Origin of the sequence: Kibdelosporangium persicum, from assembly GCF_013280595.1 — a bacterium.
In the GTDB taxonomy this organism is placed as follows: Bacteria; Actinomycetota; Actinomycetes; order Mycobacteriales; family Pseudonocardiaceae; genus Kibdelosporangium; species Kibdelosporangium persicum.
Genome location: NZ_JAAATY010000049.1, coordinates 44,021 through 56,480, shown reverse-complemented (window position 1 = coordinate 56,480; position 12,460 = coordinate 44,021). Strand labels below are relative to the sequence as shown.

At 67.8% G+C, this 12,460-nt stretch carries 11 protein-coding genes and 1 pseudogene; 5 read left to right on the top strand and 7 right to left on the bottom strand.

Features of this window, described 5'->3' with window-relative positions; translation table 11 throughout:
• From GC106_RS44275 to GC106_RS49615, 3 genes and pseudogenes are all read left to right on the top strand, one after another.
• Positions 1-330: pseudogene (locus GC106_RS44275) on the top strand (flavodoxin-dependent (E)-4-hydroxy-3-methylbut-2-enyl-diphosphate synthase); the annotation flags it as partial.
• Positions 331-334: 4 nt separating this feature from the next.
• The gene (locus GC106_RS44270) at positions 335-1,525 is read left to right on the top strand and encodes a cytochrome P450 (protein WP_246368205.1); all 1,191 of its coding nucleotides are present in this window, start codon (positions 335-337) and stop codon (positions 1,523-1,525) included.
• Positions 1,522-2,856, top strand: a complete 1,335-nt coding sequence (locus tag GC106_RS49615; RefSeq protein ID WP_173142201.1) for a cytochrome P450 — start codon at positions 1,522-1,524, stop codon at positions 2,854-2,856. Before GC106_RS44270 ends, GC106_RS49615 begins: the two co-directional genes overlap by 4 nt.
• A gap of 58 nt (positions 2,857-2,914) precedes the next feature.
• Here GC106_RS49615 and GC106_RS44260 read toward each other — a convergent pair whose 3' ends face one another.
• The 5 genes from GC106_RS44260 to GC106_RS44240 all read right to left on the bottom strand — a co-directional run bounded on the left by GC106_RS44260 (position 2,915) and on the right by GC106_RS44240 (position 7,876).
• Positions 2,915-4,807: a B12-binding domain-containing radical SAM protein gene (locus GC106_RS44260; RefSeq protein ID WP_173142200.1), complete on the bottom strand. Its 1,893-nt coding sequence runs from the start codon at positions 4,805-4,807 to the stop codon at positions 2,915-2,917.
• Between the two features lie 357 nt (positions 4,808-5,164).
• Positions 5,165-6,418 carry a beta-ketoacyl-[acyl-carrier-protein] synthase family protein gene (locus tag GC106_RS44255; protein ID WP_173142199.1) on the bottom strand — a complete coding sequence of 418 codons (1,254 nt, stop codon included), beginning with the start codon at positions 6,416-6,418 and terminating at the stop codon, positions 5,165-5,167.
• Entirely contained in the window at positions 6,415-6,843 is a 429-nt protein-coding gene (locus GC106_RS44250; RefSeq protein ID WP_173142198.1) for a cupin domain-containing protein, read from the bottom strand. Before GC106_RS44250 ends, GC106_RS44255 begins: the two co-directional genes overlap by 4 nt.
• On the bottom strand, positions 6,840-7,175 hold the full coding sequence (locus GC106_RS44245; RefSeq protein ID WP_173142197.1) for a TcmI family type II polyketide cyclase: 336 nt from the start codon (positions 7,173-7,175) through the stop codon (positions 6,840-6,842). The genes GC106_RS44250 and GC106_RS44245 overlap by 4 nt, the downstream gene beginning before the upstream one ends.
• 17 nt (positions 7,176-7,192) lie before the next feature.
• The gene (locus GC106_RS44240; RefSeq protein WP_173142196.1) at positions 7,193-7,876 is read right to left on the bottom strand and encodes an SDR family NAD(P)-dependent oxidoreductase; all 684 of its coding nucleotides are present in this window, start codon (positions 7,874-7,876) and stop codon (positions 7,193-7,195) included.
• An 85-nt stretch (positions 7,877-7,961) separates the two neighbouring features.
• Here GC106_RS44240 and GC106_RS44235 point away from each other — a divergent pair, with 85 nt between their 5' ends.
• Positions 7,962-9,101, top strand: coding sequence for a nucleotide disphospho-sugar-binding domain-containing protein (locus tag GC106_RS44235; RefSeq protein ID WP_173142195.1), 1,140 nt, complete (start codon positions 7,962-7,964; stop codon positions 9,099-9,101).
• A gap of 11 nt (positions 9,102-9,112) precedes the next feature.
• On the opposite strand, the gene GC106_RS44230 is transcribed toward GC106_RS44235, so the two are convergent.
• Positions 9,113-10,549, bottom strand: coding sequence for an MFS transporter (locus GC106_RS44230; protein ID WP_173142194.1), 1,437 nt, complete (start codon positions 10,547-10,549; stop codon positions 9,113-9,115).
• 128 nt (positions 10,550-10,677) lie between these two features.
• On the opposite strand from GC106_RS44230, the gene GC106_RS44225 reads away from it, so the two are divergent.
• The gene (locus GC106_RS44225; protein WP_312873389.1) at positions 10,678-11,310 is read left to right on the top strand and encodes a TetR/AcrR family transcriptional regulator; all 633 of its coding nucleotides are present in this window, start codon (positions 10,678-10,680) and stop codon (positions 11,308-11,310) included.
• Here GC106_RS44225 and GC106_RS44220 read toward each other — a convergent pair.
• The gene (locus GC106_RS44220) at positions 11,279-12,319 is read right to left on the bottom strand and encodes a hypothetical protein (protein ID WP_173142192.1); all 1,041 of its coding nucleotides are present in this window, start codon (positions 12,317-12,319) and stop codon (positions 11,279-11,281) included. The genes GC106_RS44225 and GC106_RS44220 overlap by 32 nt on opposite strands.
• Positions 12,320-12,460 lie beyond the last annotated feature (141 nt).

Sequence of the window (12,460 nt, the reverse complement as noted above, 5' to 3'; positions counted from 1 at the left end):
ATCCTGCAGTCGTTGAATCTGCGGCCGCGCAAGTTGGAGATTGTGTCGTGTCCGTCGTGTGGGCGGGCGCAGGTGGATGTGTACAAGCTGGCTGATGAGGTGACCGCGGGTCTGGAGGGCATGGAGGTGCCGTTGCGGGTCGCGGTGATGGGTTGTGTGGTGAACGGGCCGGGTGAGGCTCGTGAGGCTGATCTGGGTGTGGCGTCGGGTAACGGCAAGGGGCAGATTTTTGTGAAGGGCCAGGTCGTCAAGACCGTGCCGGAGCACCAGATCGTCGAGACGCTGATCGAGGAAGCGATGCGGATCGCCGACGAACACGGGGACGCATAACGACATGAGGTTCGACATGGACACAACGGTTTCCCTGCCCTTCGAGCGCACGCACCCGCTGCGAATCCCGCCCCTGTTGCGTGAACTGCAGGGCCAGGGCCCGGTGCACCGGGTCCGTACCGCGGTGGGCGACCCCGGCTGGCTGGTCACCGACTACGCCGAGGTCAAGCGGCTGCTCGCGAGCGACAAGCTGGGCCGGTCGCACCCCGATCCGGAGAACGCCGCGCGGATCGGTGAGTCGGCACTGGTCAGCGGCCCGCTCGGCGACTACGAGACCGAACCAGCGGACAGCGCGCGCACCCGCGCGTTGCTCCAGCCGCACTTCTCCCCCAAGCGGATGCGAGTCCTGCGCGAACGGGTGGACGAGCTGACGACCGCGCTGATGGACGACCTCGCCAGGCAGGCGCACCCGGTGGACTTCATCGAAGCGCTGGCGTTGCCGCTGCCCATCCTGGTGGTCTGCGAACTGCTCGGTGTGCCCTACGAGGAAAGGGAGCAGTTCCGCGCGTGGATTCACGCCGCCGCCGACGTGACCGACCGCGCCGGGTCCGAGCAGGCGCTCGGCGCGCTGTTCCACTACGGCCAGCAGCTCGTCGCCCGCAAACACGAAACCCCGGGTGACGACATCACGTCCCGGCTGTGCCAGACGGAGGGCGTCAGCGACGAGGAAGTGGCGCTGCTGACGATGGCCCTGCTGTTCGCCGGTTTCGAGACCACGTCCGTGCACATCGGTCTCGGCCTGTTGCTGTTCCTGGTCAACCGGGACCAATGGCAGGCCATTGTGGACGATCCGGCGCTGATCCCGAGCGCGATCGACGAGATGATCCGGGCCACCCCCGGCCCGGCGGGCGGTGACATCCCCCGCTACGCCAGGACCGACATCGAGATCGGGCCGGTGCTGATCAAGGCGGGCGATCTCGTCCTGCTGGACAACGGTGCCGCCAACCACGACCCGGCGGCGTTCCCCGAGCCCGACCGGTTCGACGTCACCCGCCCGGCGGGCGCCCACCTGTCGTTCGGGCACGGTCCGCACTACTGCATCGGCGCCCCGCTGGCCAAGGTCGAACTCGAAGCGGTCTTCACCCAGCTGGTCCGGCGGTTCCCGGACCTGCGCCTCGCGGTGGAGCTCGACGAGCTGCGGATGCGGGCCAACACCCAGACCGGCGGGCTGGTCGACTTGCCGGTGACGTGGTGATCCCGCTCGCCCCGGGCGGCCTGCCGCTGGCCGGGCACGCACTGGCCCTGCTGCGCGACTCGCACGGCTTCCTCACGTCCCTGCCCGCCCACGGTGATCTGGTCAGGATCAAGCTGGGACCGAGTCAGGCGGTCGTGGTCTGCACACCCGAGCTGACCCAGCGGGTGCTGCGCGAGGACAAGGTGTTCGACAAGGGCGGGGCGCTGTTCGACCGGATCAGGGAGTGGCTCGGTGACGGGCTGGGCACGTGCGCCTACCACCGGCACCGGCGGCAACGGCGGCTGATCCAGCCTGCCTTCAACCACACCCGGCTGCCCGGCTACGGCGAGACGATGACCGGCCTGATCGACGAGGTCACCGCGGGCTGGCAGGACGGGCAGGTCCTCGACATGCCCGCCGAGATGGGAACGCTCAGCGCCCGCATCGCGGTGGAGACGATGTTCCGTGACGCGTTGTCCCCGGACGTGCTCAGGAAGTCCGTCGACGACGTCACCACCATCGTGCGTGGCCTTTACCTGCGTGCCTCCGCTCCCGAGGTGCTGACCAAACTTCCGCTGCCCGGCAACCGGCGCCAGCAGATGGCCCGCACCAGGCTGCGGCGGATCGTCGGTGACATCATCACCGAACGCCGGTCGGCCGGGGCCGACCACGGCGATCTGCTCTCGGCTCTGCTGGCCGCCCGTGATCTCGCCGAACAGGGCGACGGCCAGGGACTGTCCAATGAGGAGATCGGCGACCAGGTGCTGACGTTCTTCGCGTCAGGACTGGAGACCACGGCGCTGGCCCTGGTGTGGTCGCTGCGGCTGCTGTCCTATCACCCGGACATCGAGCAGCGCGTACGGGCCGAGGCCACGTCGGTGTTGTCCGGCAGGCCGGCCGCGTACGACGATGTGTCCAAGTTGGACCTGACGGGCCGGGTGGTCACCGAGGTCCTGCGGCTGTTCCCACCCGCGGGCGAGATGTTCACCCGCCGCGTCACCAGCGACACCACCCTCGCGGGCCATCCAATCGCCGCGGGCACGACCATCGTGTACAGCTCCTGTCTGATCCACCACCGTGGCGACCTGTACGACAACCCGGCCGCCTTCGACCCGGACCGGTGGGACCGGCAGACCCGCACACCACCGCCGCGCGAGGCCTTCATCCCCTTCGGCGGGGGTGCCCGCAAGTGCATCGGCGACCAGTTCGCCCTCACCGAAGTCATCCTCGGCCTCGCCACGATTCTGTCCCGGTGGCAGGTCCGGCCGGTCCCGATGCGCCGGGACCGGCCGAAGAACACCACCGAGTGGCGTCGCCTCGGCAAGCGCATGCGGGTCACCCGCGTGAAGTGAGCGACGGACAGCGAAACGGGCCACAACCGCGATCGGTTGTGGCCCGTGTCTCGTTCTGTCACGCCACCTCGAAGGTCGGCACGTACTCCCGCTGGCAGACGAAAAGTCCTTGGCAGTACAGCGCGTTGTTGTCCAGGCCCCATTCCGGCGTGTACGGCATCTTGCGGCCGTCCGCGTGCGTGATGATCACGTTCTCCGGCGGCGGCCCGTCGTAGGACAGCATGTCCAGATCGGACAGCAGGGTTCCGATCTCGGCGGGCACGGTCAGCGCGGCACTGTGCTCGTCGATCGGCTGGTGTCCGATGTGCTCGAACTCGTAGTCGGGCGTCCTGGCCGGTTCGGCGTAGATGTACGGACGCGCCAGCAGGTCCAGCTCGAAGGCGGCCTGCGCGCCCGGGTGGTGCGGCCACCAGGGCTGCTTGCGCACGAAGTCCGCCACCATGGCGTTGAACTCGTCGCGGTGGGCGTGCAGCACCATGTGCGCGACCATTCCGCTGTCCCGGAAGTCGTAGTTGCCCAGGTTCTTCACCGACTCGGCGAAGTACAGGCTGATCTGGGTGTCCATCCGGCCCTGGAAGTACTCCACGGCCTTGGTGAAGAACTCGTCGAAGGGCGAGATCTCGTGGCGGTCGAGGTAGTTCGCCAGGTAGTAGAGCCCCCGGACGTTGTACAACGCGTGAACGAGGTAGGCGTACCAGACGCCCAGTTCGTACTCGGCGAAGTTGACCCACTTGGTCCCGATGACGATGTCCGCCTCGGCGATGTCACTGGGCACCCGCGCGGTCTGCACACCGAACACGTCACGCTGCTCGTAGATAGGGGTGTTGTGCAGCAACAACTGCGGGTACGTCACGACCACGTCGGCGTGGAGCCGGCACAGTTCGGCGATCCCCTGGCGGTACGACTGCAGTGTCTCGCCGGGCAGCGGCCAGATCAGCTCGATGTTGGAGTTGATGCCCTTCGCCCGTAACGTCTGCTGCAACGTGGTGTACGCGCTGAGCCGGATGTTGGCGCGCTGGATCAGGTTCAGCGTGTTCTGGTCCATCGTCTGCAGCGAGATCGTCTGGCTGGTCACCAGGCCGCCTTCGACCAGCGTCTCGGTGATCTTGGCCATCCGGTCCGGCCGGTTCTTCGCCGACGCCATGTCCACCCGGTACGGCAGGCCGTTCTTGTTCTTGCAGTCCACGATGAACTCGGTGAACTCGACGTCCCGCGGCCCAATGCCCCAGTTGGCGTCCGCGATGAAGATCGACTGGAAGCCGTTCTCCGAGATCCAGGTGATGTCCTGCCGCACCCGGTCGTCCTCGAACTTGTACACCTTGTCGTTCGTGGCCGCGCCCCACGCGCAGAACCCGCAGTTGAAGGGGCAGCCGCGGTTGGTCTCGAGGATCGCGGAAATGTACTCGCCCGGTTTGTAGACGCCTGTGGTGAACGGGGACGGCACCTCCATAAGGTCCTTGATCCGTTCGGATTTGGGGGTGGTGATCGCCTCACCGTTCTGCCAGAAACTCAGTCCGTTGACCGAACGGAGATTCATTTCGCCGCTGACCACCTGTTTGAGGTAACCGTAGAAGGTGCGTTCGCCCTCGCCGTTGCACACCACGGTGTTCTCGCGATCCGGCGAGACGTATTTGGTGAGGTGGTTCATCACCTGCGGACCACCGAGGATGATCTTGGCGTCCGGCCGTTCCTCGTACAGACGCTGGAGCAGCCACTTGGTGGTGCCCATGTTCCACAGGTAGCAGCTCACCGCGTACACGTCGCTGTTCTTGGCGACCAGCTCCTCGGCGATCGCGGTGCGCTCGCTCGTGGCGTTGCGGGAGAAGATCTCGAACGAACACTCGGCCGCGATCTCCGGGTCCTGCGAGGCGTACGCCTGCAGGTATCCGGTGGCCAGCGGAAGGACACCCTCGTAGGCGGTTAATTCGACGAACGTGACTTTCGTACCCATACGCCTGACCTTTGGTTCAGCGAGCCGACAGTTTCACGACGGACGCGGACACGAAGAAAGGATCCACCATAACCCCCAAGTCACACCGACCGCATTTTCGGAATGCACCACCGTAGGTCCGCGAACGGCGGATCGGCAAGCGGGGTTCAGTCGAACGATCACGGTCCAGCCATCCCACAACGAAGTGGGAACGCCCAGTATCCCGCCAGAACCGCCGGGACCACACTCAGTCCTTTATAGACAGTTCAAAAGAGACGATCGAGATCGGTGACGACGTCCAGTTCATGGCTTCCTGACCACGGTTCCGCCGAACGGCGAGGATTTGCACACCGCTCCGGACAATGCGATCCTGGTGGATCAGGCCCGCGAGAGCACCATCGCGCTCTGAAAACCACCGAAACCGCTGCCCACGCTCAGCACCACACGCATGTCGTGCTCCCGGGCGGTGAGTGGCACATAGTCCAGGTCACACGTCGGATCGGCGTTGTGGAGGTTGGCGGTCGGCGGGACGACCTGACGGTCCAGAGCCAGTGCGCACGCCGCGACCTCGATCGAGCCGATCGCGCCGAGCGAATGCCCGACCATCGACTTGATGGAACTGACCGGAACCTCGTAGGCATGCTGCCCGAGGGCGCGCTTGAACGCGGCGGTCTCGTGCCGGTCGTTCTGCTTCGTGCCGGAGCCGTGCGCGTTGATGTAGTCGACTTCGGACGGGTCGATCCGCGCACGGTCGAGCGCGACCCGGATGGCCTCGGCCATCTCGCGTCCGTCCGGCTTCAGCCCGGTCATGTGGAATGCGTTGCTGCGGCTGGCGAACCCGCTGATGGTCGCGTAGATCCGAGCACCTCGGCGGCGGGCGGCCTCAGTGTCCTCCAGCACCAGAACAGCGGCGCCCTCCCCGAGTACGAACCCGTCCCGCTTGGCGTCGAACGGCCTGGAGGCGTGCTCCGCGTCGTCGTTGTTCGGCGACGTGGCCCGGATGGCGTCGAAGCACGCGGAGGTGATCGGGGACAGTGGTGCGTCGGTCGCACCCACGAGCACCACGTCCGCCGTGCCCTCCTCAATGAGCGCAGCCCCGTGTCCCACCGCGTCCAAACCGGACGTGCACCCGGTGGAGACCAGGGCGGTCGGTCCCTCGGCCGCCACCTCCCATGCCACCTCCGCGGCCAGCGTGCTCGGCACCATGTAGCCGTACAGGTGCGGCACGCCGTAGGTGTGATCGACCAGCCAGCGGCGGCCCTCGTCGGCCAGGACCGCGTACTCCTCCTCCAGCCCCATGGTGCAGCCCACGGCACTGCCGATGCTGACCGCGATCCGTTCCGGCTCAAGCTCGCCGAGGTCGACGCCGCTGTCGGCGACCGCCTCTCTGGTACACACCGTGGCGAACTGCGCGGCCCGGTCCATGCGCCGGGCCTGTTGCGCGGAAAGGCCTGCCTCCTTCGGGTCGAAGTCGACCTCGGCGGCGATCCGCGAGCGGAACTTCGTGGGGTCGAACAGGGTGATCCGGCGGGTGGCGGTGCGGCCCGCGGTCAGCAGTTCCCAGAACGCCTCCCGGCCGATCCCGCCCGGCGCCACCACACCGATCCCGGTGATGGCGGCCGTCCGGTTCACCGGGGTCCTCCGACGTCCGGGTGGGGTGCGTCCGGTGCGGGCAGCTGCTCGGTGTCCACGTGGCCAAGCTCGGGCCGCGGAGCCAACGGGGACAGGTGGAACACCACTCGCGCGGTCTGTCCGCCCACGTTGACCAGACGATGCCGCACGCCGATCGGCACGATCAGCGAGTCGCCCTGCGCCAGCGCGACCGGTTCGCCGTCCAGTGACATCTCCAGGTCACCGGTGATCACGTGCAGGAACTCCTCGGAGTACGGGTGGTAGTGCTCGGTCACGAACTCGCCGGGCGCGAGCAGCAGCACGCCGCCGAATCCGGAGGTCGACCCCACGGTCTTCGGGCTGAGAGTCACCCTGATGTCCCCGCCACGACGATGGTTCGGCACCGCCTCGTCGATATGGACCTTCAGCCTCCGCGTCGCGGTCACTGGACCCTCCCGTCCCGCGCGGTCCACACGTAGATCGGCGACGCCATGGCGTCCTTCGGTTCCGCCCAGCCGGGGTCGTACGGCGCCACGAGCTTCGCCAGCTTCTGGTTGAGGTCCTGGTACAGCGGGTGGCTGCGTGCCTTGTACAGGTTCGGCGAGATGTCCTGCTCGGCCTCCACGAGGTGGAAGTACAAGTCATGGAAGGTGAACAGGGTCCGCCGGGACACCCCGATCATGTGGGGAAGTGGTGAGCCGTCGGATTCGCCGAAGGCGTCGGCGATGGTCCGGGGATCATCGGTGCGCAGCTTGGCGACGATCAGTGTGCGGTGCACGGTCAGCCTCCATTCGGTTACCAGTCAAGGAATCGGTCTCCTCGCAGGAACGTCCCTGTCGGACCGTCGTCCGGCAGGGTCGCCGCGTCGGCGACGTCCACCGCCGCCTCGTCGGGGGAACGCCGCGCGTCCGGCACCATCCGGGTGCGCACCTGCCCCGGGTTCACCGCGTTCACCAGCACCCCGCTGCCCTTGGTCTGTGTCGCGAGCATCGTGGTAAGACCGTTCACGGCAGTCTTCGACACCGAGTACCCGGGCGCACTGGTCCACAGCCCGACGCTGAACGCCCCGGTGGCGCTGGAGACGAACACGACCCGCCCCCACCCACGGCGCACCATGTCCGGCACGAAGGCCTGGGCCACGCGCCAGGACCCGACCAGGTTCACCAGCAGCGTGCGCTCGACCAGTTCCAGCGGAACGGACAGTGGATCGGTGCCGCTGTCGAGCAGGACACCGGCGTTGCACACCAGCACATCCACCGCACCGAGCGTGCCCACGGCTCGGGTGACACTGCCAGGGTCAGTGATGTCGAGTGGCTGTGACCGGACGTCCGGTCCCAGCTCGGCGGCGGCGCGCGCCGCGTCCGCCGCGTTGCGTGCGGTCACCACGACGCTCAGGTTTCGCCGGTGTAGCTCAGCCGCGACCGCGCGGCCCAGTCCTCGGTTGGCCCCGGTGATCACGGCGACGCGTTGCTCAAGCACGCCGCCGATGGTCACCGGAACCACTCGATCCTGGCTTGAGTCCCGTCTCGAGCAGGTTTCCAGCACGGGACCGCACGGTCGGGGTATGCGATTCCTGTTCACCACGTGGGCCTGGCCGTCACATCTGTACGCCCTCGTTCCCTTGGCTTGGGCCTGCCGCTTGGCTGGTCACGAGGTCCTGTTCGTCAGCCAACCCGGATTGCTCCCGGACATCCGGCGCACCGGCCTACCGGCCGTCTCGATCGGGACGGACGTGGACACGGTCGGAATGGTTCGTGAGTACCTGCTACCGCTGGAGGGACCGACCCCGCCGCCCGGTAACGGCGCACCGCGTGCCCTGCGCATGCTGCTCGCGCACGCCGAGTCGATGACCGGCGACCTGGTCGAACTGGTCCGCGCTTGGCGCGCGGATCTCGTGGTGTACGACCAAACCGCATTGGCCGGCCCGCTTGCGGCGGCTGCCGCGGGAATCCCGGCGGTGCGCCATCTGTACGGCGTCGACTTGATGCTGCGGGCCCGGTCCCTGTTGCCGGACGCTTTGGCACCGCTGGCCGAAGTCCACGGCGCCGCCGGATTTGACGCGTTCGGTGCGGCGACCGTGGACCCCGTGCCTGCCAGCCTTCAGACTGTCGGTGACCATCGCCGCATTCCCATGCGTTACATACCGTTCAACGGATCGGGTGCGCTGCCACGCTCGCTCGGTGATACTGGCGACCGTCTCCGCGTCTGCGTCAGCTGGGGGCACACGATCGCCAAGGTGGAACCGGCCCGGTTCCTCGCCGGATGGCTCGCCTCCGCCCTTCGGGACGCGGACGTGGACGTCGTCCTGGCGATCACCTCGGCACAGCGCACGCTGATCGGCCAACCGCCCGACGGTGCGCGGGTCGTGCTGGACGCACCTCTCTGGCATGTGTTGTCGACTTCGGACATGCTGGTCGGGCACGGCGGCGCGGGCAGCGTGCTCACCGCGCTCGACCGCGGGCTGCCCATGCTGCTCGTACCCCAGTTGCCCGACCACGCCGGGCATTCGGCTCGGGTGGCCGACAGAGGAGCCGGCGTGGTGCTCGAACCGGACGCGCTGAGCCACAGCACCGTGCGGGAGCACATCGAGCGGATGCTGGGCGACTCGCCCGAGCGTAAGGCCGCCCGCGCGCTCCGCGAGGAGATGCGCGAGCAGCCCACGCCTTCTGCCGTGGTCTCCGAGCTCGAATCACTGTGCCGGTGAGGGCTCCGGTTTCATGGGGACACTCCCTTGGGCCGCTCAGTCGCCGGGGCCTGCGGGCCGGGCGCGGGTGGCGCCCCTCGCGGCAGTGCTGCGGTCAGCACCAGTGCCAGCACCAGCACTCCGACACTCACCACGAGCGTCCCAGCCGTGGCCGAGGTGAACCCGCCAGGCAGCCGGGCGAAGAAAACCGTGCCGAACAACGCGATCCCGGTCGCCGTGCCGAGCTGGACGGTGGTGTTGACCACCCCGGACGTCGCCCCGGCCTGGTCCGGCCGGACGTCCGACATCGACGTGGCGAACAGCGCGTTCAACGTCGCCCCCATGCCCAGGCCGAAGCCCACCGCCGGGACGAGCAACACCCACGCGTTCAACGCGCCGCTCAGCCACACCACCAGAAGCGCGATCGCGGCCAGGCTCACCAGGAGCACCGCGACGGCGGCGGCGGTGAACAGCCGGCCGAGCCGCGGGGCGAGCCGCATCGCGAGCACGTTGCCGGCGACGATGCCCAGGGTCGCAGGCAGGAACGTCAACGCGGCCTCTATCGGCGTGTACCCCAGTCCCAACTGCAGGTGCAGGGTGAGGACGAAGAACACGCCGACAGCCGTGTTGACGCAGAGCATGACCACTTGAGCCGACGCCAAGCTCCGGCGCCGCAACAACCCCGGTGGCATCAGCGGCTCCCCGCCGCGCCGGGCGAGGACTCGCTGCTGGTACGCGAAGAGCCCCAGCACCGGGATGGCCGCCAGCATCAGTCCGATGGTCCAGACCGGCCAGCCCAGCTCACGGCCCTGCACGAGCGGGTAGAAGATCGCGAAAAGCCCGAGGGTGAGCAACACCAGGCCGCCCAGGTCCATGCGATGACGGACGAAGCCAGGCCGCGCGGGCATCGCCAGCAGCGCGCCGGCCAGCGCGACCAGTCCGACCGGAAGGTTGACCAGGAAGATCGACCGCCAGCCCAGGCCGAACACGTCGGCCTGGGTGAGCACCCCGCCCAGCAGCGGACCGGCCATCCCGCCCACCGGGAAGGCGGCCGCGTAGTACGTCATCGCCTTCGGCCGTTCCGCCTCGTCGAACTCGGCGTGGATGAACGACAGGACCTGCGGCACCATCAACCCGGAGCCGATGCCCTGGACCACTCGCGCGGCGATCAGCACGGCGACGTTCGGCGCCAGGCCCGCCGTCAGCGACGCGACCGTGAAAACGGTCATGCCCAGCAGGAACAACCGCTTGATGCCGTACCGGTCGCCCAGTCTGCCGCCGGTGATCAGGGTGAGCGCGAACCCCAGCGCGTACCCGGCTGAGATCCACTGCAACTCGGCTTCCCCGGTGCCCAGTTGACGCTGGATGGTCGGCAGCGCCACGACCACGATCTGGTTGTCCACCATGTCGACCAGGACGGCCAGGATCGCCACGGCCAGCGCCCACCACCGGAGCTGATGCTTCCGCACGGCGCCCTCCTTCCACCAGAAGCGCCTCGACACCCGCCATTGTCAACCGTTCACATCACTGTGTCAAACGAACGTTTGATTGAGTTGACCAGACAGTCAATTCTGCCAGGTGGATGTACAATTGCCGGGTGTCTGCGCCCAAGGCCCGCCGGTCGCCCAAGCCCCAGGAACGACAGCGAGATGCGGACCGAACCCGCAAACTGATCCTGGACGCGGCGACGGCCGAGTTCGCGGCGCATGGCTACTCAGGCGCCCGGATCAGCGCGATCGCGTCGAGGGCCGGGGTCAACCAGCAGCTGATCTCGTACTACTTCGACGGCAAGGACGGCCTGTACCAGGCGATTTCCGAGCGCTGGCGGCAACGGGAGAGCGAACTCGTGCCCCCGGGCACGCCGCTGCCCGAACAGGTCCGCCAGTACGCGCTGGAAGCACTGGACAACCCGGACGGGGTCCGGCTGCTGGCGTGGAGCGGCCTGGAGTACACCGGCCCGGACAGCGATCTCGACCACGCGCCCCGCTCGCAGCGGATGCAGGGCACCGTCGACCACATCCGCGAGCTACAGGCCGCCGGCAGGTTGCCCGACGAGGTCGACCCCGCCTGCCTGACGATCATGCTGATGGCCGCCGCGATGGCGACCACCACGCTGCCGCACGTCATCGAAGGCGTGTGCCAAGTCGATCCCAAGTCCCCCGAGTTCGTCGACCACTACGCCGAACAGCTGACTCTTGTCACACGTCTGCTCGGTCTCGAGCCCGCGTAGTGCCACAGTCGCCCACGTCCTGCCGCAACTGATGGGTGAGAACGGCGAGCATGCCGAGGTTGACCACGACTCCGGGCAATCCGGCTAGCTGCCGGTCGGCGAAGTTGAACACCTGCCCGATCAAGATGTTCACCAGTACCGCATACCGCAGAATCCGGATGCCGTCCCGCCGGTCCCGCAGCCACCGCAGGAAACCGACCACGATGAGCACGGTCGCGGCCACAACGGCGCCGAACTGGACGATCCGTGCGACGGTCGGCGTGGCGGTGACAGTACCGAGCAAACCGGGCAGGACGGTTGTCAGCGAGTCGACGACCATGATCAGGAGCACCACGCACACGCTGACAAAAGCGGCGTTGCTGCGCACCACCGTGCGAACCAGACGACGGAGGCGTCGCATGAACTCGGCGCGCCGGCGGTGACTGGGGTGTGCCGGCGGGCATGCCTCGATCATCCGCGTCGCCGCGTCGGTCATCAGCTCGTCCGCACCGTGTGCGCGGGCGTCCGCGATCAGCCGGGCACCTTGGGCCCGCGCCGTCTCGGTCAGTCCATCGAGGACACCTGTCTCGGCGATGGCCAACGCGTTGGCCAGTTCCGTTGCCGGGTCTTTGTCATGCCGGTCCGCCAGCCAGCGCATGCTGATGATGACGAGGCAGAAAACCGCATAGATGATGGCGAACGTGGGTTGGAAGAAGTAGTTGTTGTCGGCGGTGACGAACTTCCCCACCTCGTCGACGACCAGGCCGAAACCTGTGCCCGCGACGACAGCGCCTGCCGCTTTGGCGCGCGGGCCGAGGAACGACAACAGCACCAGTTGGCCGCCGAGCATCAGCAGAGTCCCCCAAAGGGTGTGCGCGATGTGCAGCCCGCCGCCGCTCAGTTCCGGGTAGCCGGTCAGTTCCAGGTAAGCCCGCACCACGAGAACCGCGCTCACCGCGGTGATGACGAACAGCTCGATCATGCGGGCACCACGAATGTCCCGCCCACGCAGCCACCGCGAACGAGCCATGGACCGGCCTCCTCCCGGCGTCACGGACGATGGGCGGACCGCGCCCGTAGTGCCGAATCCGTGTGACAGTGCCAATCCGGTCGGACTCGACCGGATTGGCCGGTCCCGCGGCCAGTTCTGCCGCAGTGTCCTCGAGGAGTC